The following is a 22,002-nucleotide window of genomic DNA, read 5'->3' as shown; positions in this document are numbered from 1 at the left end:
TTTCCTTTACCAGTTAAGTATATCATCCTAGCTAAAAATGTCAATCAAAAAACAGCCTGTCTTCACTCAACAGCTGTTTCTTTGAAGAAATCTTGATAGATTTTAGTTTGAAGTTGCTGCAACCTCTCATCATCTTTACCGCCGACGGGACACCCATCAATTTCTGAGACTGGCGCACAGAGCGCTCCCGAACTTGACACGATAATTTCGTCTGCTGCTAGCATTTCTGCAATCGTGAAAGCTTGCTCTGAAACACCAAAACCAAGCGCTTGGCTTGCTAATAATAAATACTTTCGAGCAATCCCCGGTAGAATCCAGTGATCTAATGGTGCTGTTTGAAAGACGCCGTTCGTCAAGATACTAATATTGCTGTGGGCACACTCTGTCACGCGCTGGTTGCGATGGAAAACCACTTCATCCAAGCCTTGCAATGTTGCTTTTTGACTGGCTAGAACATTCGGGAGAAGGTTAAGGGTTTTAATATGACACAACTCAAAACGTTGGTCTGGCAGGGTCATTAATCTGAGACGGTTTTGACCAGAAAAATCGCCTTGCCACGGTGTCATATAAATCGCTAAATTAGGTTTGAGCGGTTGAGGGTAACTATGATTTCTGATGGCTGTCCCACGACTCACTTGAAAATAGACAAACAATTCGTCGGCGTCCAATTTTTGACATAGGTTGCCTAACAACGCTCTTAAATCATCTTTTGCAAAATCAGGCTGAATATCAATCAGCGCCATGCTGTTAAAAAAACGTTCAAGATGATCGTCTAGTTTAAAGATTATCCCATTTTTAGCGATACTTGCGTCATAGACACCATCGCCGAAAAAATGAGAGCGATCATTAAAAGGTACCATCATATCTGATAAGCGTGTGATTTTCCCGTTGTAATAAGCTAAATCTTCCATTTTAAACGCTCCTTTTGGTCGCATCACAAGCTTGAGGCGACTGTTCCCGATGAAACGCAGACAATTAATTCCTCAATTCCCTACGATTTGCCATTCTAAAGCATTCTCACCAGATAGACTTCGTCACAAAAACCCTTGATACTGTTGCAAATACGTTGGGCTTTCTTCTCATGTTGACAGAGGGCAAAAACGGTTGGCCCACTGCCACTCATTAAGACACCGTCCGCACCGCTTGCCAATAACCTGTCCTTAATCTTCGAAATCAAAGGATGCTTAGCCAGTGTAACAGCTTCTAGTGAATTGCCCAGATTTTGAAGCAGGGCATCAAAATCTGAAGTAACCACGGCACGTTCCAAGGCATCAATATCGGGATGCGGCATGGTGGCCAAATTAACGTGGCGGAAAATTTCGGGTGTTGACACACCAAATGAAGGTTTGACCAGAACGACCCAGGATTTTTTGGGGTTCTCAATCGGTCGGACATGCTCGCCGCGCCCTGTCACGCGTGCTGTTTGACCGTAAACACAATAGGGCACATCTGAGCCAATTTGTTCCCCTAATTTTGCCAATTCTGGGGTTGTTAAATTGAGCTGCCAAAGTTGATTAAGGGCACGCAAAGTCGCTGCAGCATCCGATGAGCCGCCTGCTAATCCTGCTGCAACTGGCGTTTTTTTATCAATATAAATCTCCACGCCTTTTTTGATGCCGAATGCCTTTTTAAGGACCATAGCTGCTTTATAAGCGTGGTTTTTTTTGTTGAGTGGCACAAAGCTAGAGTTAGACTGTAAACGAATGACGTGCTCTTGCTCGAATTCTCGCACGGTAATCCGATCCGCCAAATCAACACTGGTCATAATCATATCCAGCTCGTGATAGCCATCTTCGCGCTTGCCTAGAACATTCAAGCCAAGATTAATCTTAGCCGGTGCTTTTTCTGTAATTTCCATGTTTCTATTTTACCACATTCGGTAATTCAAAATGGTAAGTTCTTGTATTTTCTAAATGAACGGTTACTTTGAGCGTCGTTTCGGTTTGTTGATACTCGGAAATGCCCGCATTAAATCGAATCTGTCCCGACTTTTGCGTGCCAACCCGCGCCTGCGTCATTCTTGCCATAAGCTGTGCACTCAAAAAAGCTTTCTGACTCAGAAGATTTTTCTGATTGTCAACCACAGCACTCAGATAAAAACTTAAAATCATCCCGAAAATGACCGCCATCAGCATGGCATAAAGCATAATACCAGCCTTCACTTGACATTTGAAAATGCGTAGATGAATGTTCGCTCGCCTCCTTTGCTAAACTTTAGATGGATGGTGACAAGGTTGCCTTCATTTGAAATTTCGGCAACAGATACCCCATAAATCATGGGTTGGTAACCTTGTCCTTGCGCATTGGTTTTACGAAAATCATCCGCGCCTGCCCTTACACCAAACCTTAAGCCTCCCTTGGGTGTGGTGACATAGAGAAAATTATCGGATACTTTGTCGAATTCTGCGCTCTCTAGCTCACGCCTCAACAGATTCGTAAAATTTTGCCAATTTTTCTCATCTGAATGACGAATGACCTCAAACTCTTGAGAGATTAGCACCGTCATCCCTTGCATCACAAGCATTGATAAACTCATCGCCAAAAGCGCCACCAGACATTCCAGTAAGGTAAAGGCTTTAAGGCGTTTCTTGTAAAATCTCAAGACGTAACACCTCCTGTCCCGAACTCTCTAGCACTAATTGTTTGTCCGTCCTGGTCAACGTCACGCTAACCCCGTTTTCTCGCAGATTGGTTTGCTTGCTATCAAACGCCATCAGTCCCACATTTAAAACTTCAATGGCTTGATTTTGTCTCGCCACTTGTGCGCGATGTGCCGAAACTTCTGTTAAGACCAGACTTGATAAGATCGCCAACAAAGCCATCGCCATGATGCTTTCTAGTAAAATGTAGGCCTTAACTTGTTGTTTTTTTATATTGACCACTTCCTAGCTGGAGCTGATAGGTGATTTGCTTTCCCCCTTCATAGGGCAGTGAAATCACGATTTTCGCCTCCTTGATGGACTGAAGATTCCCATTTTCTTTAAAGGTGATGTCAAAATCTGAGAACTGCGTTTCTTTGGGGACAGGTTGATTGGCACCATTGACTTTGACTATCCCATTCAGCGCCGATAGACTTCTAGGCTCAGCGTTTGTAACGGCCTGTGTTTGTTGATTTTTTAAAATCATTTCAAATTGCAACACAAATAACTCCCCTCGAATGACATGAACCGTTTTTTGAAAAGTGACTGAAAATGTCAAAATTAGAAAACATGTGACCGATAGCGTGAGCAAACTTTCAAGTAGCGTGAATGCTCTAATTGGCGATGTCACGTGTTTCCGTCGTATTTTTCGTATAGTACTCATTGTAGGTATCCGCCTGCTTTTGCGTAATATTACCATTGCTGACTAATTTAGCTAGTGTAACATCGTCTGTGTGGTCCAGCTTATAAAGCTCGGCTTGTGAATTAACCACTTTTACGACTGCACTGTTGCCTGTATTCTTAACCGTCTCTTTTTGCTTGGCTAGATTGGGGACGAACAGTAAAATCAGGACACTGATAATCAGCAAAACGACAAGCATTTCTACTAAAGTAAAGGCTTTTACAATTTTTTTCTTCATCTATTTTCTATCTTCCTTTCTGCGCGAGTTACATCTCCATTTGAGCATAAATTGGCAACAACATGGCTGCGTAAATCAAAACAATCATCAAGGCGACAAATAAAAAGACCAACGGCTGAATCAAATTCATGGCTTTTTCAACCTTTTCAAAAAATGTTGACCAAGCTTCATCTGCATAAACGAGCAATTCGTCGCCTAGTTTGGCTTTCATTTCGCCGTACTCAATCATCAAGGCTAATTCTGGTGTGAAAAAACTGTAGTGATGAATTTTATCATGAAATTCTTGTCCGAGCTGCATGGCATTTAACAAATCTTGCCCAATTTCTCGGAAAAGTTGATTATTTTGCGTGGTCATCATCTCTAGAATTTGCCGCATTTCTAACCCTTGCTTGATCAGATTTCCCCATTCTCGGGCATAAAAGGCCGTCAAATAAAGTTTTAAGTAGGTCTGAATCAGGGGCAAATGACCTAATTTTTGAACATTTGCCAATGGTGAGGTTGTTTTGAAATAACGGATTAGCCCTAATATAAGGAGCGCAAACACGACGCTCAGTCCGAGAAAAAACCAAGGCAAAACGGCGATGATAGCCCCCGCAAAATTATTAGTCTCAACTTGCGGTAGCAGATAAGTTTTTAAGCCGAGCACGATGACAATCAGGAAGACCAGTAGGATGACAGGATAAGTCGCTACGGTTACCAATTTTTGCCTGACTTTTTGCAACTTTGTCAGATTTTCTGTTATCAAACGTAACGTTTGCTGTGTGTTACCGTGATAATCTGCTAGGGCGACTTGTGTGACGACTGAGTTTGAAAAGCCTAGCTCATTTAGAATTTGCGAGAGAGTTTGACCATTTGATAAGCCGGCTCGCATGGTTGTCACAAACGCTGTTTCTACCAACTTCGAACGTTCTAAAAAATGAACAATTTCTGCTAAATGAAAGCCACTGGAAAGGAGATTATTCATGAGTTGCATCAACTTCACTTGCTGTTTAATCGCTAATTTTTTCGGGCGCCGCCTGATCAGGTGTAAGATGTCCAGCCGTAACCAATTTTTTAATTTTGTCATGCCACTTGTCGTTGCTGTGCGTTTTAAATTTGCCATTGGCACTGTCTAATACCCCCTTTCCAGCAATCAACCGTTGATAGACAACACCTGACAGCGAATTTTTAATTTCTTCTTTTGTTACCCCAAGCTCTAATAATCGCGCATAAACACCCGAAATTGACTTGGCATGAATCGTTGAAAAAACAGTATAACCTGTCAAACTTGCGCGCATAACGGCTCGCGCCGTTTCCTGATCTCGAATTTCTCCAACTATCACAAGGTCAGGCATATGGCGCAAGGACAGTTTAATCAAACTATCATAGGTATTACCAATCGTTTCATTTAGTTGAAATTGGAGTAGCTCGGGTGCAACAATCTCAACCGGGTCTTCAATCGTAATCACTTGCTGACCTGAGAATTTCTGTTTGGCGATATGGTGCATCAGCGTCGTTTTGCCTGAGCCAACTGGCCCTGAAAATAAGTAAAGCCCACGCCTAGCTACTAAATTTTCAACCTGTGATAAATCAGCATCAAACCAAAAGGCGAGTGGTTTATCCGCACTATGCAAAAGCCGAATCACTAGGCTTTCGCGACTCTCAAAGTCGCCTGCTGAGGATAGTCGCAGTCGAAATTTTTTATCCCCAAAATCATACAGGCAAGACCCGAGCTGAGGTCGTCGCTTTTCGCCAACATTCATCCCAGCCGTAAACTTAAAATGAGAGATGAGACTTTGACCATCAGCCTCTGACAATAATTGAGCAGTCTCACGCTGCGTCGACTTTCGAAAAACAACTGAAAAGCCTTGTTTGACTGGCAAGATGTAAACATCGCTTGCTCCAAAATCGCCAGCTTTTTCTAGTATCGTCTTTGCCGTTTCTTGTATCATCTCATCACCTCCTACTTTTATATACGAAAAAAATCCGTGATTGCTCACGAATTTTTATTTTTTTGGATATTCCTGAATAACTAAAATTAATTCTTTATATTTTCAATAATGTTTGAAATTTTTTCTTTGCAAATTTCAAAGTAATATTGTACGTCTACATTATTCCTGTCTATATATAGATAAACCAAAATCACTAATAATATGATTATTATAGAAATAATAGCGCTTAAAATTCTATTCATTAAAGCTTTATGGTAAGCCACCGCCCATTTTGGTTCGTTTTTTCTTCTCTTTAAGAATTCATATGTATGGTATGCCATAATTGCTCCTTTATTAAATTACATTTATTATAACATAAAAAACCTTGTAAGCTACATACTCGCAAGGTTTTAATTTCAATTATTTAATATCACAAATTTTATTGACTTGTGCAGTCAATGTACTATTTAGATTTTCTAAAATCTAAATAGTAATGTCTAATTAAATACTGAGGAAACATCGTCTTTTAAAGCAATTTATAAACAACTGCCTTTTTATCAAAAATTTTGTCATAATAGACGAAATTAAACTTCGGTTTCTAATCCTAAAACAAATCATCAAACAAACTCAACTGATTATCCTCTGGCATATTGCCGAGAATGCCCATTTCGTCCATTTTTTCGACCAAGGTTTGGGAAACGCCGGCGCGTTTTCTGAGTTCGGTTTTACTGAGGAATTCTCCTTCTTTTCTCGCCTCAACGATTTGCTTGGCGACATTGCCGCCAAGACCGTCCATGGCTGAAAATGGTGGAATCAAGGTGTCGCCTTCAATAATGAAGTCATTGGCTTCACTACGATAAAGGTCGAGTTTGCCAAATTTAAAGCCACGCTCTAACATTTCATTACAGAGTTCCAACGTCCCAAAGAGGGCATTTTCGACATTGCTGGCCTCAAAGCCCTTGGCCTTGATTTCTTGCATTTTAGCCTTGACGGCATCCAAACCATCGCCCATGACCTTGAGGTCAAAAGCATTAGCACGAATCGAGAACCAAGCGCAGTAATAGTAAATCGGCATATGCACCTTGAAGTAGGCCACACGAAGCGCCATCATGATATAGGCTGCCGCATGGGCTTTAGGGAACATATACTTGATTTTACTACATGAATCAATGTACCACTCCGGCACGTTGTTGTCCCGCATGGCAGCGATATAAGTCTCACGCTCCTCGTCGTCAATCTTATTCCACAAGCCCTTACGCACACGCTCCATAATCGTAAAAGCCATGGACTCATTTAACCCAGCATGAATCAGATAAACCATGATGTCATCCCGACAGCCGATCACGTTTGCCAGAGTGGCGATTTTTTGCTTGATTAACTCTTGCGCATTGCCCAGCCAAACGTCCGTCCCATGGGAGAGACCGGAAATTTGGAGTAATTCTGCGAAAGTGCTAGGCTTGGTTTCCTCTAACATCCCGCGAACGAAGTTAGTCCCCATTTCGGGCACACCTAAAGTGCCGGTCTTTGAAAAAATCTGCTCAGGTGTGACACCCAGAACTTCTGTTCCCGCAAAAATTTTCATGACATCTGGGTCATCCATGGGAATGGTGGAGGCATCCATGCCGGATAAATCTTGCAACTTACGAATCATGGTCGGGTCATCATGACCCAGAATATCGAGTTTGAGAATATTATCATGGATGGCATGGAAATCAAAGTGAGTCGTTTTCCACTCAGCATTGATATCCTCGGCTGGATAGGCCACTGGACTGAAATCATAAACATCCATATAGCCCGGAATAACGATAATCCCGCCCGGGTGCTGACCCGTTGTCCGCTTAACACCTGTACTGCCTGCTGCCAGTCGCTCAATTTCAGCACCACGATAGAATTTGCCATAGTCCCGCTCATAACCTTTGACAAACCCAAAGGCTGTTTTCTCGGCAACCGTGCCAATAGTGCCGGCACGAAAGGCATAGTCTTCTCCAAATATATCGCGGACGTCCAAATGGGCGCTCGGTTGGTCAGCTCCAGAGAAGTTCAAATCGATATCGGGGACTTTATCCCCCTTGAAACCTAGGAAGGTTTCAAATGGAATATCGTGGCCGTCTTTTGTGAGCCTATGGCCACATTCTGGACAGCTTTTCTCCGGCATATCAAAGCCTGAGCCGAATTGCCCCTCGGTAAAGAACTCCGAGTACTGACACTCAGGGCAGACATAATGGGGTGGCAGTGGATTAACCTCAGTAATACCAGTCATGGTCGCAACAAATGAGGAGCCGACAGACCCCCGCGAGCCAACGAGATAGCCTCGTTTGTTGGAGCGCTCAACGAGAATCTGAGAAATAAGGTAGATAACGGAGAAACCGTTACCGATAATCGAATTGAGCTCTTTTTCAATCCGCAAATCGACGATATCAGGCAAAGGATTACCATAGATGGCGTGCGCTTTTTCGTAGGTCAGCTTGGCCATTTTTTCCTCAGATTCAGGAATGTAAGGTGTATAGAGGTCGTCACGAACTGGCGTTAGCACATCAAAGGAGGTTGCCATTTTTTGCGTATTTTCAATGACAATCTGGCGCGCCGTTTCTTCTCCAAGGAAGGCAAAATCGTCCAACATTTCATTGGTGGTGCGAAAATGAACTTCTGGCAATGGTGCAGGCATGGCGTGTTCACCACGACCGACAGGTCGGTTGATGATGGCGCCAGCGCCTAGAGAACGGACGATGATTTCACGATAGATGGCATCTTCTGGATTGAGATAGTGGACATTGCCTGTCGCTAGGACTGGCTTGCCTAGTTTATCCGCAATCCGCATCAGGTCTTTCAAAATCCGTTGGAGTTCTACTTCGTCTTTGATGGTTTCTTTGGCAATCAACGGGCGATAAATGGCCGGTGGCATGATTTCGATGAAATCATAGTAGTCAGCGACTTTCAACGCATCATCAAAGGATTTATTAGTCACCGCCTCAAAAACTTCGCCTTCTGAACAAGCTGACCCAACAATCAAGCCTTGGCGATGGGCTTCAAGGACTGATTTTGGAATTCTAGGTACACCTGCAAAATAGTTGACATTTGAATAAGAGATGAGTTTGAAGAGATTCTTCAAACCGTCCTGCGTTTTGGCATAAATCGTGGCATGTTTCACCCGCGCCCGTTTGTAGGAGTCCGCATCGACAACCTTGGTATTCAAGTCGCTTAGCAGTTCAATGCCAAATTTCTCCTTGGCATCATTTAAGAAGATAAAGAGCAGACGACCCGTCGCTTCCGCATCGAAATTGGCCAAGTGATGACTTTCAAGGGAAACTTGAAAACGTTTGGTCAAAGGCCCCAAGCCATGACGCTTAAACTCTGGATAGAGATTCCGCGCAAACTCCAAGGTATCAATCACTGGCTGGGTAATCTCAGGCAACTCATGGCGCTGATAGTTCATATTCATAAAGCCAACGTCAAAAGTTGCATTATGCGCGACGAGAATGCTGCCCTGACAAAAGGCTTGAAATTCTTTTAAGACTTGCTCTAGGGGTTTAGACCCTCTGACCATGTCATCGGTAATGCCCGTCAGCTGTGTCGTAAACTCACTCAGCGGATGCCCTGGGTCGATAAATTCATCGAATTGTTCGATGACATTGCCCTTGTGCATTTTCGATGCCGCGACTTGAATCAGTTTGTTATAAACGGCAGAAAGGCCGGTCGTTTCCACGTCAAACACAACGTAGGTCGAATCTGAAAGGCTACTGTCATCTTCATGATAAGTGATAGGTACCCTGTCCTCGACTAGGTTAGCTTCAATCCCATAAATAATCTTGATCCCATTTTTCTTACCGGCAGAATGGGCATGCGGGAAACTCTGCGCCCCCGCGTGATCGGTGATGGCGATGGCTTGATGCCCCCAGCGCGCAGCCTGCGCGACCAAATCAGACACATCAGGGATGGCGTCCATGGTCGACATGTTGGTATGGGCGTGGAACTCGACCCGCTTTTGCCCCTCAGACATGAGATCCTTGCGGACATTTTTCGCCTTGATTTCGACCATATCACGCGCACTCATGACCAGCTCGTGCTTATACTGATCCATCTGAACGCTGCCTTTAACCTTAATCCACATGCCTTTTTTGACCAGATCAAACATGGCTTGCTCTTCAGGCTTGCGCCCCCATTTTTGGACGATAAAAGAACTGCTGTAGTCGGTCATCTTGACCTCCAGCATATGACTTTCCTTGCCCGTCGTGCGGTTCTTAAAGACCTTATGCTCCGCCGCAAAAACATAACCCTCGAAAACGACATTGGCCTCCTCAGTCACGACATCCTTCATTTGGAAAATGGTGTCAGACGCCTTGATTTCTCTGCCTAGCGCGAGGTGGTTAGGAGATGCGACCGCTTCTTTTGAGGCAGGCGCTGGTACATCAGGCTGAAACGGTGCTTCTGGTTGGTTAGCCAGAATATCCGCTAAGGCTTCCTCAGATTTTTTTTCATACTCAGCGACTAATTTATCGGTCAGCTGATAATCAATCTCTGGCAAAATCTGCAAATCCGTAAAGCCGAAATCTTGGAAATGTTTCGCCATGACAGGAAAATAATGTTTGACAACATATTCCAGATTTGACAACTCACCGACGGATAACTTAGCTGTTGCGCTATCATCCGTCGCAGTAAATTGATACTTCTTGAAAATCGCCGTAAAACTGGGGGTGTCACAGCCGGGTAAGTCGAAAACTAATGGCAGATAGGCATTGAGCAAAACTTCATCAAAATGACCATCCTCGGTTAGAATCGTCACTTGCGTTTTGGCAATATTTGAAAAAGCCCGCTCTAGCCGATAGACCAATTCTCGATAGAGGTCAATCGGTAAAATCGCTGGAAACCTCAAATAAAAATGCCAGACCTTACTGATGGCATGAACTTCAACTTTGTCAATATTGCCACGAAATGCCGGATTCTGACGAATTTCCGCAGGCATCTCGAGCTGATCCATGAGTTTTTCAAATAAATCGTTCATTGCACTTCTTTCTTGAATTCTTGAATTCGTAATAAGTCTATTATAACAGAAAATATGTTGTTGCTTTAATTTTTCTTGGTCGGCTTTTTTACGAGGTGTCCTTGGCGTTTCGGATTGTATTTGTCAAGTAATTCTCGCACAATGCGACTTTTCGACCATAACTCAGCCACGATGACTAGCTTGTCATTATCATGCTTTATTTCCATAAATCGAATTAATTCGAAAGAGATTCCTGAATTCACCTTTTATCAGTCACTTCTGCTATAGTCATTTCTTATAATACACCTACAAAAATTTGTATTTTGCTAGCCACATCAAGTATAGTACAATCATAGTTAAGGAGATTTAACAACTATGACAACTTTAACGTTTAAGAAAACTGTCACAGTTCTAGTGGCAACTGGATTTACTGTGGCTTTAGCAGCCTGTGGCAACAAGGCCGAAACACCAAAGAAGAGCACCGTTGCTCAAGATACAGCAACCATTACGCTTGATTTTGAAAATGATAAAAAAATAGATGCGACGAAAACAATCAAGATTAACAAAAGCCAAACCTTGCTTGATGCGCTTAAAGACAATTTTAAGATCGAGGAAAAGGGTGGGTTTATCACATCGATTGACGGTAAGGCTCAGGATCAGGCAGCCAATCAATATTGGCTGTTTGATATTAATGGTAAAATAGCAGAAAAGGGCGCAGCGGACATTCATCTGAAAAAAGGGGATACGGTTGCTTTTTATCTGGGGAGTTTTTAAGGTAAATAAAAAAAGTTCTATGCCTTAAAACTTTTTATCAGTTTGTTATTTGCTATCCAGATAGTAACTATTGTATAGATGACAGCTGCCAAAATATAGATGCTTTGAACGCCAAAATGCTCTGCAAAAACACTTGCCAATAAAATCGTCAGCATAGAGATTAGTGTCGTTAAAAACTGTCTAATGGCAAATACTCGCCCCATTGAAGCATTGGTAACAGATTCCTGTAAAATTGACTGTTCTACAATGTCACGAATTTGATAAGGAAAGCCTATCAAAAAATTCAATCCTAATGCAAGCACAGCAAGTCCATTAAAAGTATATATCCAAGTAAACAAAGCAACAGATAAAGAAGAAATAAAAATAACTTTCCCACCATATCTGCCAATTAGCTCAGCAAAATGAACCGAAACAATCCCGCCAATAATTGAACCGATGAATATAGATGCTACCTTGGTAGCCCCACCATTTTTCATCCAAATGCAGGACTGTGACTGTAAACGTCAACAAAAAAGTTTGTGTCCAGATAACATTAGCAACCGTTTCACTGAGATCCAACAGCGTGATGTTTTTAACAACTGGATTGTTCCTTAAAGCCTGCCAGCCAGACTTCATATTTTTAAAATAGCTGATTTTTGAGGGCTCTAGCTTAATTTCGTTTAATCGAAGCTTTTCGATTAAAATAAAACACCAAACAAGCAGTAGCATCGCAAGCATCAAAGCCTTGTTATAGTTCAAATATTTAACAACTGGAATCCCTACTACCCAAGCAGCGGTTTGAAAGACTTGTAAAGTCGAGTAAAAAATACCATTCGCTTTCACGCGATTACCATGGTCATCAGATAAAACTCGCGTTAAGATAACGCTTTGAACGGGGGAAATGATGCTATCTGACAAAGCAAGTAAAAATTTCACGACAAATAGCACGCCTACACTGCTAAAGAAAAGGTAGCTAACGACTAACAAAACAACTTTCAAACACAGGGCTAATTTATAAAGTTGTTTCCTGTCGTAGCGATCAATGATGTTTGTTAAGATAGCCGAGCCAAATAACTTAGCCAAACTTGAGGTTACTAAAATAAGACTAGCCTCAAAGATAGAGGCGTTTCTAGCATAAACGGCTAAGATAAACACCATATCCGTGACAATGTTAGATAACGTCAAGCTAATCTGTGAGCATAAAAAATAGCCAAATTGATGTTTATGTCGCAAAATTTTCCTCTTTCACAAGTTTTGTTCTCAATATTATTTTTTAAAAAAAGCTCGCGGGCTTTTTTTCTGACTATCTTTCTTGTCTCAAACCACTGTAAGCGTACTCGACTTTGATACAGCGATCCATGACGATTTGATTGCGACCATTGTCACGCAAAATTTGTTCAGCCTCTTCGTTTTGCAAGCCTTGCTGCGCCCAGAAAACATCGGCATCCGTTTCGATAAAGTCACGCGCCACGTCAGGCAAAAATTCTGACCGACGAAAGACATCTACGATGTCAATGTGTTCAGGAATCTCTTTGAGATTGGCATAAACTGTTTCGCCCAGAATTTCCTGACCAGCAAGCCGTGGATTAACTGGAAAGATGCGATAGCCGTCAGCTTGTAGGGCTTGTGCCACCATAAAACTTGCGGTCTCTTTTCGATTTGACAGACCAACGACAGCTACTGTTTTTGCTTTTCTCAGATAATCAAAAATGACTGCTGGCGAACTGTTTTGAAATGTATAGGTCATCTGAACTCCCTTCAATCTTTAGCCCTTGCACGATGTCCGCCACCATTGCCCCGGAAAAACGCACTTTTACAAAATATCCGTGATGTCGTCAACGGGCAGGCGGTAAGAGGCTGTCCCTTTATCCTCGGAATAGCCCATGGTGATGATTAGTTCTGGCTGGAATCGGTCTTCAATCGCCAAAACTGCTTTAGCTTTAGCCTTGTCGAAACCAAGGATAATGTTGGTTTTCAAGCCCGTATTATTCGCCGCAAGGACGATGTTTTGAGAGACTAAGCCGATGTTGAGGGCGAGATACTCTGCCAGCTGTTCTGCCGTAAATTTCTCGAACATGCCGGGCAATTTTTTCAGCAAGTCTGCTTGATGGTCGACTGGCAGGAAATCGGCGCCGATTTCGACCATGTCGCGGACGCGCTCTGGCAAATCTGTATCTGAAAAGACGACGAGTGTGGCACCCGCTGCTTCATTTTGAACGGCATTTTTGCCGTGCATGGCGGTGGATAATGCCAAGCGCATCTCTGTCGAATCGACAATCACAAAATGCCAAGGCTGAATGTTGTGTGCTGAGGGTGCGAGAATGGCCTCAGCCAAAATCGCCTTGACCTCATCAACGGTGACTTTCCGACCGTCAAACTGGGTGACTTTATGGCGGCTTTGATTTAATTTTGAAAATTCCATTAGGTTGTAACGCTCCTTATCAATCGATAAAATAGGTAGGCGAGCAACCCGCCCAAGGTATTGGTAATTAAGTCATCGACTTCAAATACGCGATTGAAGTTGAACAACAAGTCCAAGATGACTTGTGTTGTTTCGATGGCTAAACTCATTAAAAAGCTCATGAGCAGTACTTTCTTAACCTGTCTGACGTTCGGTTTCAGCAAACATAGCGCGAAAATCAAAGGAAATAGCAGAAAGATATTGGCGACATTTTGGAGGATAATAAAGATAAGATCCACCAAATCTGGGATTTTACCAAAATGCACCAAGGTATTAAAAGGTGTCAAAATCGCTGTGATGCGACCGAAGTGCTGAACACCTGGCGTTTCCATACTTTTTAAGGTCGGGTAGACGCTCTGAGGTAGAAAACACATCAGACAGATAGCAATAGTGTAGCATACCGCAAGCCCTTTTACAATTTTTTGAAACGGTGCTCGCAGGTTAGCTTGTTCGTCAAAGAATTTCATAAATTTATTGTATCATAAAACGCTAGAAAGATGACTCCCTAGCGTTTTGATGTGATGTTTCATCACGCTAACTTATCGTTAGATTTATTTAATCTTCACCTCAAACCCAACCGTTACAGCGTCAAATGCTTTCGTGTCTGGCTGGGCTTTTTTGTCTGCTTTCATCGTCTTACTGCGAAGTTGACCACAGGCTGCATCAATATCCGTCCCATGTTCTTGACGAATGACACAGTTAATGCCACCTTTTTTCAAAATATCATAGAATTTGAGGACATCATCTTTTGATGATCGGCTGTATTGGTCGTGTTCGCTGACTGGGTTATAGGGAATCAAATTGACGTAGACTAATTTTTTCTTGTCTTTCAGGAGCGCGACCAATTCACGCGCGTGTTCAGGGCGATCATTGACACCGCTGAGCATGATGTACTCAAAGGTCACACGACGATTGGTCACTTCGATATAGTAGTCAATGGCATCAAACAATTTTTCAATCGGAAATTGACGGTTGATGCGCATGATGCTTGTTCTGACTTCATTATTTGGCGCATGAAGGGAAATCGCCAGATTGATTTGGAGACCTGTCTCCGCAAATTCACGGATTTTAGGTGCCAAGCCAGAAGTTGATACGGTGATATGACGGGCGCCAATGGCTAGACCATTGTCATCATTAATCGTTTTGATAAAGTTGATAACATTGTCATAATTATCAAAAGGTTCGCCAATCCCCATGACAACCACGTGGCTGACACGTTCTTCCAGACCGCGTTCATCAAAATATTTTTGAACGAGCATGATTTGCGCTGTGATTTCGCCCGCAGTCAAGTCACGTTGCTTTTTAATCAGACCCGAGGCACAGAAAGTACAGCCAATATTACAGCCGACCTGAGTGGTCACACAGACGGACAAGCCATACTTTTGACGCATCAACACTGTCTCAACGAGCATACCGTCAGGCAGTTCAAAGAGATACTTCACCGTGCCATCTTTCGCCTCTTGGACGAGGCGTTGTTGCAAGGGATTGAGGACGAAATTATCTTTAAGGACTTCGATAAAATCCTTGGCAATATTCGTCATCTCATCAAACGATTGCACCCGTTTTTTGTAGAGCCAATCCCAAATTTGTGTCGCGCGGAATTTTTTAGCCCCATTCTCTATCGCCCAAGCAATCAGCTGGTCGCGCGTTAAATTATAGATAGATGGTTTTGTCATGTCAGTTTGGATAGTTTTACTCATGCTACTAGTATATCATGTTTTGAAAACTTTATGGCAACAATTCAAATTGTCACAACGGCTTGAGGGACTGGTAAGTTGCTATAAAAAACTATCAGATTGATACTTTCATTAATAAAATAAGCTCAGCCTTATTTTTTCCGAGTTCTAACCACAAAAGCTGGTCGAGTCGTGCCTGGTGTCTGATGGGATGCCTTATGATTTTCGGTCTTGATAATCGGTTCATGTCTCTTGACTGACTTTTCTTTTTGAACAAAACCAGCCTTGTTTGGCTGCCGTTTTTTAGACACCTTAGACGGCTCGCTACCGACCTCTTTTTTAGTCCCTTTAGCGACACCAGCTGGCGTTTTAACTTCATAAACTTTCTCGCCAATAAATGCCTCTTCACGTTTGATGTCTTTACTTCGCATGCGTTTCAAGACAAAAAAAGCTGCCCCGAAATTCATGTATTCCTTGATGTAATCTTCCAGATGCGAAATCTTCAAGTCATCTGGCATTTTCTTGCGCGAAGTTGAGAAAAAGCCTTTCAGTCGCAACTGTTCATGCCCCCAATCACCGACGAGGTAGTCATACTTGGCGAAAATGTCGGAATAACGTTGTTCGAGTTTCTCTTGATTGAAACCGTCACGATGATTATAAATCAGGTGAAAGACCTTGTCACCAATCGTGACCACATCATCAAGGACGATAACATGCTCTCCTGGGAATTTATTATAATTTTTTTCTTCTTCTGGAATTACTTTTGCCATACGATTTCTTTCTTTTGAGTTTTTGTCTCTGTCAATTACAAGTTATCACGATGTGCTAAGGCATCTGCTACTATTTCTCGCATCAATCTTGGAAATTGAATCTCTGCGCGACCCGAACTTTTTAAAATCGGAAAATATGAAGCGAAGAGATATTGGTCGGGTATCAAGACGACATAACGCTGTTCTGCAACAACTGGACTGCCCTGATAGAGAACTTGCACATCTTGATACGTTAAACCTACTGTCACAATGTTGCCAAACTCTTTGCCACGAAAGCCCATGCCCACGATGCGCTGGGTTTTCAGATAGTTGCCAACACCATAGACTTCCCGCAGGACAGCCTCAAGTTCAGTTCCCGTCACAGTCACTTTAACCATGCGGATACTATGAGGTAGAATGTCATGCAAGTCATCTAACGTTAAGTTTTTCGGGATTTCCTTAACAATCATACCACTATTGAGAATGACCGCAGGCACTTGGTAATAGTCGCCCATCAGTTCTGCGACAAAGCGTGTCGCTGGATATTCTGGCGGATGATTGGTCAGCGGTTGTGCTAACTGTGCCACTTGACAAGCTTGGAGCAACTCATGACCTTGCTCTGCTTGACGCTGAATCCACTCCTTATCACCTGCGACCGTCGTCAAATGACGGACATCCTCAGCCATCATTTCAGACTGGATACACTGATAATCGTCATCAAATCTCAGCGTCACCTCACCGACATACTCACCATAGCGGCCTGCAGCCGCCAGCATTGTGTCATTGATATACTTCCCATATTCATACAAATGATGGGTATGCGCGCCTAAGATGAGATCGAGGTTGTCAAAGGTCACGGCGGCTGTTTCATCGAAACGCCAGCCTAAATGGCTCAGGAGAATGGTAAAATCAGCATCTGTCTCGTGCAACTGCTGGGCTAAGACAGGCTCAGGCGCCAAGATATCCCAGCCCATCGGGGGATAGGCGAGGGGATAAGGTGCCGTCAGACCGAAAATATCAATCGTCATCCCAAAGCTGGTCGTGACCCGCTTTTTCTCGACTGCCCAACTGGGCTGCTTGCCCTGATCTTTCAGGTTTCCTAAGATGATATCAAAATTAGCATGGTCATAAAGCCTGTCTAACTTTTCCTTGGGCAGACCCAAGCCTTCGTTGTTACCAATCGTCGCTGCTGTCAAATCTAGCGCATTCATCAGTTCAACATTTGCCTGACCTAGCGTCGCTTCACTAAGGGCATGTGAACGGTCAACATTATCCCCGATGTCAAAGCGCAGCACATCTGAACACCCCGCCGATTTGTCAGCAAAAAAGCGTTTGATTTTCGGATAATTTTCGAAATGCGAATGCAAATCATTCAAATGTAAGATTTTTAGCACATTTTCTTGAGAGGTCATAGTCTCATTATATCAAAAAAAGAAACTCTGAGCGATTGCTATCTGATAAACTTGCAGCTACTTCTTTTGTCAACCACCCATAATAACCAAAAAAAGCGAACTGATTCGCTTTTTCCGGTGTTTAAAATTAAAAACCAAATTGACTCGTGCGTATTTCTGCTGTCTCAAATGTGTTCGAACGACTTTTTACAGCTTCTTATTGACGATTCAGACGCACTGGCTGGATGACTATTTCTGATGTGATTTTTCAATTTTCTCACGCTAATCAGCCTCAGCCGCCCTCATCGTCTTACTTTACTACTTTACTACTTTACTACTTTACTACTTTACTACTTTACTACTTTACTACTTACGAGTCATAAGGTTTGGTTCTCGCACAACAATCATCATCTGTCATTGGCATCACCTCTTTCAAAATCTCCTAAAGGAGTGGGGCTTAAAGCCAGTCGGCATAACTTACCACCAACTTTTCGCTCAGGTCAGAAACATGTTTATCCAACAACGACCTTTCATCGGGGACAACTAAGCTCCCGAACGGTTGCTCTACCCCTCTGTCTCTACACTCTTATTATAGCATAGTCAGCAGAAAAAAGAAAGCGTTTTCTTTTTGTTTTTTAAATATTTTTTCGTTAGTCTAGCAACAGATTAAATATCCTTCCGACGTTTCTTGAGCGTTCCTCCCAAAACAACTATCAAGAAAGTCATAAGTCCTAATCCTGAATTTACCAGTCTTGAATCTGAAGTTTCTCCTGTCTGAGGTAGTTCTTTCAAATCCTTTGTAGCGGGTTTAGATGGTTGAGTGTCAGTATTCGGCAAGTTTTTTACTGCGACAACATTGCCAGAATTCGAGGCTGATTTTTGAGCTGCATTCCCTTTTTCAAGTGTCTCTTTATCTGGTGTCGTAGGCGTTGCTTTAAGTCTCCAGACGTTGACCGTTGTGGTGGTCGTTGCTGTGTCGCCATATGGATTGATTGTGCTCACGACAGCTGGTTTGACGGTACTTGAAACAAGTTCATAGCCGGTTGTATCGTTTAAGACTTTGCCTTGCTCGTCCACATTTTTTGTTTCGTTAATGTCTGTATTAACTGGATTTTTGGTGTGGTGATAAATTAAGGCGTTATTTTCAGTCAAGGTAACGTCATCACCGGCTTGGACGATGACACCATTAAATGTAATCTTGTCTAGTTGGTAGCCTGTTTGATTATGCCCTGTCACTTGTGAAGCTGCAGGAATTTTCACGGTATCACCGACATTTCCGGCAAGCGAAATAGAGTTATTAGGCGTTAAAGCGTCGCCATTGTTCGCCTTGTGGTCAATGGTGGTTGTGGCTGGTGTGATGGCTGTGATGATCAGTTGTTGGGTGACGGTATCGTAGCCAGGAGCTGTATAGGTGATGGTATAAGTGCCAGGTCTTAATGCTGACAGGTCTGCATTGTCAGAAATCCTAGCCGTTACCGTCACTTGATGGCCACTTTGATCTGTTAATGTCGTCTCTGGTGTGAAAGTTGTCGCTGTTTGCGTCACGTCTTTAGGTGCTGTCAATGTGCCATTGTTGACTGTGATTCTTGCGATAGCTGTGACTTGAAGGCCTGAGTTGGCATCACGATAACTATATTGAATGTGATAAGTCCCTGACTGTGTTGGGGTCCAATTTTCCGGCAATGCTGTGAGCGTCTGATCTGCGTTCACTAGCGCATAAGCAATGGTTTGCGATGTCGGTGCGCCTGTGGTATCGGTCTTGTCTGTGATGAGTGCTGCTAAGTTTATTACCGTACCCACTGTACCTGTGCCATTATTGACCGTCAAATTGGAAACATAAACCATCTGGGTCACTGAAATTTGGAACTCTGTGCCATAAATCGATGAGTTTGTGTGATTTGAGTGCCAACGGTCACTGTAACTGTAAACGTAGGTTGCTGTGTAGGTGCCCGCTTGGAGTTTGTCAAAATTGGCTGGTGAAATCACTTGGCCGGAGGCATCTGTTAGCGTTTTAGAAGTAAAGTTGCCTGCATCTGACATATTGCCATCCGAAGCATTGGTGTCGTACCCGACATAGTTTGGATTTCTAACATATCCCGTGCCATCTGTCTTCCCCCCATTTTCGGCATCCACGACTTGGGGTGTGTCAAATGTAAAGGTGTCTTTGCCTGCTTGTAAGCCGCTGGCATCTGGGGCAATCACTTGGGGCTGAACAAAGATTGAGCCTTGCGCCGAAATGCTCAGCCCAGTCGTCGGATCGGTATAATCATAATTAATTGAATAATAACCGTTGAGACTGGTTGTGAAACTCGTGCCAGTCAAGGTAACACTTGCACCAAAAGGATCCGTTACGGCAATGGTTAAACTGCCATCGGCAAGGGCACTGACTAGGTCAACTGCCTGACCATTGCTGTCTGTCAGGCTAACATAGGCAGCGCCGTCTGAACTAGCCAAATTCAAATCAACGGTTTGCCCACTAGGGACTAGGTCGTATTGATTGGCAGAAATCGTCGGGGCAACTTTTCCAGCTGGTAAAATTTGGATGACCATAACAGCTGTGCCATTTGCTCCAGCATATTGCCATTCGACCGTATAAGTTCCGATAGTCAAGGTGGCGGGGTCAACGTCATTTCCATCAGAATCTAGCACGAGCATCCCACCTACTGGAAATTGGCTCGAATCAGTAACGCCAGTGGCGGGGTCTGTATAGGTGACAGGCATATAAATAACATTAGCTACTGAATTACCATCAACATCATAGCCTTGATTAATACCCGTAATGCTTATGCTTGGGTTAAAATGGTAGCTGCCAGATGCATCTGCATTGACAACTAGCGTATTGGCTCCATCTGCTGACATCGGTAAGCCACTCGCATCAATGGTTGGTGCAGGCAAAACATTGACTGTCTGCGTCGCGGTCTGAACTGTCCCTGACTGATTGGTGTAGCTATAAGTTATCGTGTAGATATCCGCATAGCTTGGTGTAAATGTCGTGCCCAAAACCCAATAGTGACCCTGATAGCTACCGTCTAATGGGATGCTATTGCCTGTACTATCTGTTACAGTGATGGTCGCATTTGTAATTGAGACAGCAGAATTGCTTGGATCAACCAATGTTTCAAGGCTTGCTGCGTCAAGTGTTGTGCCAACTTGTCCAGTTGACGTCCTTGCTGGCGTTAAACTCATGAAATATGCGACATACGTGTAGACCAATGCCCCCTTAGCAGTTAAGGTGATTTTATCCCCAACCTGAACAGATACGCCGTTATAGGTCACACCCACAAATGATTTTCCTTGAATTTGAGGGGCGTCTGGGACTTGAATTTCATCACCAACATAAGCTGCACTCAGATCAATCGGTGTCGTTGGCGCAAGTGCTGTGCCATCGGTGTAAGACACGTCGGTGTTGGCAAGTGTTGGGGTGGCAGGTGTCACCTTACCTGTGATGGTGCCTGTTACACCCGTGCCATCAGTATAAGTAACGACATAAGTGCCAGATGTACCGAATGTATAATGCGTCGCGCTGCTACTGTCAGGCTTGACAGGTTGCCCATCGAGTGTGACAGAGACAATCGTTGGGGTCAAACTACCGTCTGAGCTCGTAACGCCTAGGGCAGTCGCTGACAAATCTGTCGAGATACCCGATACAATATCTTGACCCTTAACAGGTGTGGTAATGTGATTCGTGACAGCTAGTGTTTGTGTCGCTTCCACACCATAGGTTTGCCCTGCTGCGTCGGTATAACTTTGCTCATAGGTGACAGTGTAGACGCCAGCAGATGTGGGCAAAAAAGTTGCCCCTGACATGGTAACAGCTGCACCCTTAGCATCTGTCACACGGTAAGTCAAATTCCCTTGTGTCAAGGCTGTTGTGGCATAAGTTGTGGCATAAACAGGCTGTGCCTGAGCTGACAAATCATAGCGCATTCCTGATACACCGCCTGACAATGCTGGTGGCGCTGTGAGCGTTGGCGCACCTTCCTCTTGAACGCTTGACCCATTGACCGTGACAAAGTGATAAGTCGGAAGAATGCCAGTCACATTCCCTAACCCATCTGCGACTGGCATATTACCACGCTCTCCAGGCCAACTTGTCCCAGTTTGCCCGTCAATGTCACTCAAGGCAAGCGTCAGTGCACTCGGTGCTGCTCCTGAATAGGTATAGGCATAATAATTGTTCCCTACATAACTCATCTGCCCATCAATTGAGCCAGTATTCTGGTTCCAAATATAAATATACTTGGCGCCATTCATGTGAGCTGAGTTGACTAAAATCGTTGTACCAGATTTAGCCACATCTGCCTGGGCAACAATTGAGCCAAAACTAGCGTTTGTAACAAACGTTGGTGCAAGGCCAAACACAAACAAGCTGGCTAAAATACTGGCACCGTAAAGCCAGACCTTACCCGATTTCCAAACTCTGAAACGTGATACTTTTGATTCCTGTGTTACTTTGTTGCTTTTTTTCATACGAGATAAAGACATAAAAACCCCCATTTTTATAAATTACAAGCTAACACCATTT

General features: G+C 43.5%; 22 protein-coding genes. 1 reads left to right on the top strand and 21 read right to left on the bottom strand.

Features of this window, described 5'->3' with window-relative positions:
* Window positions 1-62: 62 nt before the first annotated feature.
* The 12 genes from RsY01_RS08525 to RsY01_RS10935 form a co-directional block, all read right to left on the bottom strand.
* Window positions 63-911, bottom strand: a complete 849-nt coding sequence (locus tag RsY01_RS08525; protein WP_094785129.1) for an aminotransferase class IV — start codon at window positions 909-911, stop codon at window positions 63-65.
* A gap of 95 nt (window positions 912-1,006) precedes the next feature.
* Window positions 1,007-1,858, bottom strand: coding sequence for a 4-(cytidine 5'-diphospho)-2-C-methyl-D-erythritol kinase (gene ispE, locus RsY01_RS08520; RefSeq protein ID WP_094785128.1), 852 nt, complete (start codon window positions 1,856-1,858; stop codon window positions 1,007-1,009).
* Window positions 1,859-1,862: 4 nt separating this feature from the next.
* Window positions 1,863-2,147: a competence type IV pilus minor pilin ComGG gene (comGG, locus tag RsY01_RS08515; RefSeq protein ID WP_094785127.1), complete on the bottom strand. Its 285-nt coding sequence runs from the start codon at window positions 2,145-2,147 to the stop codon at window positions 1,863-1,865.
* An 11-nt stretch (window positions 2,148-2,158) separates the two neighbouring features.
* A complete protein-coding gene (comGF, locus tag RsY01_RS08510) occupies window positions 2,159-2,602 on the bottom strand; it encodes a competence type IV pilus minor pilin ComGF (RefSeq protein ID WP_274519422.1) in 444 nt (147 codons plus the stop codon).
* Window positions 2,577-2,882, bottom strand: a complete 306-nt coding sequence (comGE, locus tag RsY01_RS08505; protein ID WP_133063206.1) for a competence type IV pilus minor pilin ComGE — start codon at window positions 2,880-2,882, stop codon at window positions 2,577-2,579. The genes comGF and comGE overlap by 26 nt, the downstream gene beginning before the upstream one ends.
* The gene (comGD, locus tag RsY01_RS11095; protein WP_274519421.1) at window positions 2,854-3,303 is read right to left on the bottom strand and encodes a competence type IV pilus minor pilin ComGD; all 450 of its coding nucleotides are present in this window, start codon (window positions 3,301-3,303) and stop codon (window positions 2,854-2,856) included. Before comGD ends, comGE begins: the two co-directional genes overlap by 29 nt.
* Window positions 3,254-3,559 (bottom strand): competence type IV pilus major pilin ComGC, encoded by a 306-nt coding sequence (gene comGC, locus RsY01_RS08495; RefSeq protein WP_094785124.1) that lies wholly within the window; start codon window positions 3,557-3,559, stop codon window positions 3,254-3,256. The genes comGD and comGC overlap by 50 nt, the downstream gene beginning before the upstream one ends.
* A gap of 28 nt (window positions 3,560-3,587) precedes the next feature.
* Window positions 3,588-4,661 carry a competence type IV pilus assembly protein ComGB gene (gene comGB, locus RsY01_RS08490; RefSeq protein WP_238594967.1) on the bottom strand — a complete coding sequence of 358 codons (1,074 nt, stop codon included), beginning with the start codon at window positions 4,659-4,661 and terminating at the stop codon, window positions 3,588-3,590.
* The gene (gene comGA, locus RsY01_RS08485; RefSeq protein WP_094785122.1) at window positions 4,549-5,490 is read right to left on the bottom strand and encodes a competence type IV pilus ATPase ComGA; all 942 of its coding nucleotides are present in this window, start codon (window positions 5,488-5,490) and stop codon (window positions 4,549-4,551) included. Before comGA ends, comGB begins: the two co-directional genes overlap by 113 nt.
* Before the next feature lie 86 nt (window positions 5,491-5,576).
* Window positions 5,577-5,810: a hypothetical protein gene (locus tag RsY01_RS08480; RefSeq protein WP_094785121.1), complete on the bottom strand. Its 234-nt coding sequence runs from the start codon at window positions 5,808-5,810 to the stop codon at window positions 5,577-5,579.
* Between the two features lie 263 nt (window positions 5,811-6,073).
* Entirely contained in the window at window positions 6,074-10,468 is a 4,395-nt protein-coding gene (locus tag RsY01_RS08475; RefSeq protein ID WP_094785120.1) for a PolC-type DNA polymerase III, read from the bottom strand.
* A 65-nt stretch (window positions 10,469-10,533) separates the two neighbouring features.
* Window positions 10,534-10,710, bottom strand: a complete 177-nt coding sequence (locus tag RsY01_RS10935) for a hypothetical protein (protein ID WP_167373251.1) — start codon at window positions 10,708-10,710, stop codon at window positions 10,534-10,536.
* A gap of 112 nt (window positions 10,711-10,822) precedes the next feature.
* Between RsY01_RS10935 and RsY01_RS08470 the strand changes: the two genes are divergently transcribed.
* Window positions 10,823-11,221 carry a DUF4430 domain-containing protein gene (locus tag RsY01_RS08470; RefSeq protein WP_094785119.1) on the top strand — a complete coding sequence of 133 codons (399 nt, stop codon included), beginning with the start codon at window positions 10,823-10,825 and terminating at the stop codon, window positions 11,219-11,221.
* A gap of 17 nt (window positions 11,222-11,238) precedes the next feature.
* Here RsY01_RS08470 and RsY01_RS08465 read toward each other — a convergent pair whose 3' ends face one another.
* The 9 genes from RsY01_RS08465 to RsY01_RS08425 form a co-directional block, all read right to left on the bottom strand.
* Window positions 11,239-11,697, bottom strand: coding sequence for an MFS transporter (locus tag RsY01_RS08465; RefSeq protein WP_107490453.1), 459 nt, complete (start codon window positions 11,695-11,697; stop codon window positions 11,239-11,241).
* Window positions 11,615-12,433, bottom strand: a complete 819-nt coding sequence (locus RsY01_RS08460; RefSeq protein WP_094785117.1) for an MFS transporter — start codon at window positions 12,431-12,433, stop codon at window positions 11,615-11,617. Before RsY01_RS08460 ends, RsY01_RS08465 begins: the two co-directional genes overlap by 83 nt.
* Before the next feature lie 70 nt (window positions 12,434-12,503).
* Window positions 12,504-12,947, bottom strand: coding sequence for a CoA-binding protein (locus RsY01_RS08455; RefSeq protein WP_094785116.1), 444 nt, complete (start codon window positions 12,945-12,947; stop codon window positions 12,504-12,506).
* A 66-nt stretch (window positions 12,948-13,013) separates the two neighbouring features.
* Complete coding sequence (locus tag RsY01_RS08450) at window positions 13,014-13,622, bottom strand: nitroreductase family protein (protein WP_094785115.1); 609 nt, start codon at window positions 13,620-13,622, stop codon at window positions 13,014-13,016.
* Complete coding sequence (locus RsY01_RS08445; protein WP_094785114.1) at window positions 13,622-14,128, bottom strand: VanZ family protein; 507 nt, start codon at window positions 14,126-14,128, stop codon at window positions 13,622-13,624. The genes RsY01_RS08450 and RsY01_RS08445 overlap by 1 nt, the downstream gene beginning before the upstream one ends.
* A gap of 84 nt (window positions 14,129-14,212) precedes the next feature.
* Window positions 14,213-15,361: a dual-specificity RNA methyltransferase RlmN gene (gene rlmN, locus RsY01_RS08440; RefSeq protein WP_094785113.1), complete on the bottom strand. Its 1,149-nt coding sequence runs from the start codon at window positions 15,359-15,361 to the stop codon at window positions 14,213-14,215.
* Window positions 15,362-15,489: 128 nt separating this feature from the next.
* Complete coding sequence (locus RsY01_RS08435; RefSeq protein WP_094785112.1) at window positions 15,490-16,107, bottom strand: YutD family protein; 618 nt, start codon at window positions 16,105-16,107, stop codon at window positions 15,490-15,492.
* 35 nt (window positions 16,108-16,142) lie between these two features.
* Window positions 16,143-17,498: a bifunctional metallophosphatase/5'-nucleotidase gene (locus RsY01_RS08430; protein ID WP_094785111.1), complete on the bottom strand. Its 1,356-nt coding sequence runs from the start codon at window positions 17,496-17,498 to the stop codon at window positions 16,143-16,145.
* A 645-nt stretch (window positions 17,499-18,143) separates the two neighbouring features.
* Entirely contained in the window at window positions 18,144-21,962 is a 3,819-nt protein-coding gene (locus tag RsY01_RS08425; protein WP_094785110.1) for a phage tail tube protein, read from the bottom strand.
* Window positions 21,963-22,002: the final 40 nt, after the last annotated feature.

It is taken from the genome of Pseudolactococcus reticulitermitis (assembly GCF_002260845.1).
Classification (GTDB): domain Bacteria; phylum Bacillota; class Bacilli; order Lactobacillales; family Streptococcaceae; genus Pseudolactococcus; species Pseudolactococcus reticulitermitis.
This window is presented reverse-complemented; position numbering and strand designations above follow the sequence as displayed.

What these genes read in the sequence shown, in the direction of transcription:
- RsY01_RS08525 (WP_094785129.1), bottom strand. Translation starts at nt 911, where the DNA reads ATGGAAGATTTAGCTTATTACAACGGGAAAATCACACGCTTATCAGAT.
- ispE (WP_094785128.1), bottom strand. Translation starts at nt 1,858, where the DNA reads ATGGAAATTACAGAAAAAGCACCGGCTAAGATTAATCTTGGCTTGAAT.
- comGG (WP_094785127.1), bottom strand. Translation starts at nt 2,147, where the DNA reads ATGCTTTATGCCATGCTGATGGCGGTCATTTTCGGGATGATTTTAAGT.
- comGD (WP_274519421.1), bottom strand. Translation starts at nt 3,303, where the DNA reads ATGAGTACTATACGAAAAATACGACGGAAACACGTGACATCGCCAATT.
- comGC (WP_094785124.1), bottom strand. Translation starts at nt 3,559, where the DNA reads ATGAAGAAAAAAATTGTAAAAGCCTTTACTTTAGTAGAAATGCTTGTC.
- comGB (WP_238594967.1), bottom strand. Translation starts at nt 4,661, where the DNA reads ATGGCAAATTTAAAACGCACAGCAACGACAAGTGGCATGACAAAATTA.
- comGA (WP_094785122.1), bottom strand. Translation starts at nt 5,490, where the DNA reads ATGATACAAGAAACGGCAAAGACGATACTAGAAAAAGCTGGCGATTTT.
- RsY01_RS08480 (WP_094785121.1), bottom strand. Translation starts at nt 5,810, where the DNA reads ATGGCATACCATACATATGAATTCTTAAAGAGAAGAAAAAACGAACCA.
- RsY01_RS08475 (WP_094785120.1), bottom strand. Translation starts at nt 10,468, where the DNA reads ATGAACGATTTATTTGAAAAACTCATGGATCAGCTCGAGATGCCTGCG.
- RsY01_RS08470 (WP_094785119.1), top strand. Translation starts at nt 10,823, where the DNA reads ATGACAACTTTAACGTTTAAGAAAACTGTCACAGTTCTAGTGGCAACT.
- RsY01_RS08465 (WP_107490453.1), bottom strand. Translation starts at nt 11,697, where the DNA reads ATGAAAAATGGTGGGGCTACCAAGGTAGCATCTATATTCATCGGTTCA.
- RsY01_RS08455 (WP_094785116.1), bottom strand. Translation starts at nt 12,947, where the DNA reads ATGACCTATACATTTCAAAACAGTTCGCCAGCAGTCATTTTTGATTAT.
- RsY01_RS08450 (WP_094785115.1), bottom strand. Translation starts at nt 13,622, where the DNA reads ATGGAATTTTCAAAATTAAATCAAAGCCGCCATAAAGTCACCCAGTTT.
- RsY01_RS08445 (WP_094785114.1), bottom strand. Translation starts at nt 14,128, where the DNA reads ATGAAATTCTTTGACGAACAAGCTAACCTGCGAGCACCGTTTCAAAAA.
- rlmN (WP_094785113.1), bottom strand. Translation starts at nt 15,361, where the DNA reads ATGAGTAAAACTATCCAAACTGACATGACAAAACCATCTATCTATAAT.
- RsY01_RS08435 (WP_094785112.1), bottom strand. Translation starts at nt 16,107, where the DNA reads ATGGCAAAAGTAATTCCAGAAGAAGAAAAAAATTATAATAAATTCCCA.
- RsY01_RS08430 (WP_094785111.1), bottom strand. Translation starts at nt 17,498, where the DNA reads ATGACCTCTCAAGAAAATGTGCTAAAAATCTTACATTTGAATGATTTG.
- RsY01_RS08425 (WP_094785110.1), bottom strand. Translation starts at nt 21,962, where the DNA reads ATGTCTTTATCTCGTATGAAAAAAAGCAACAAAGTAACACAGGAATCA.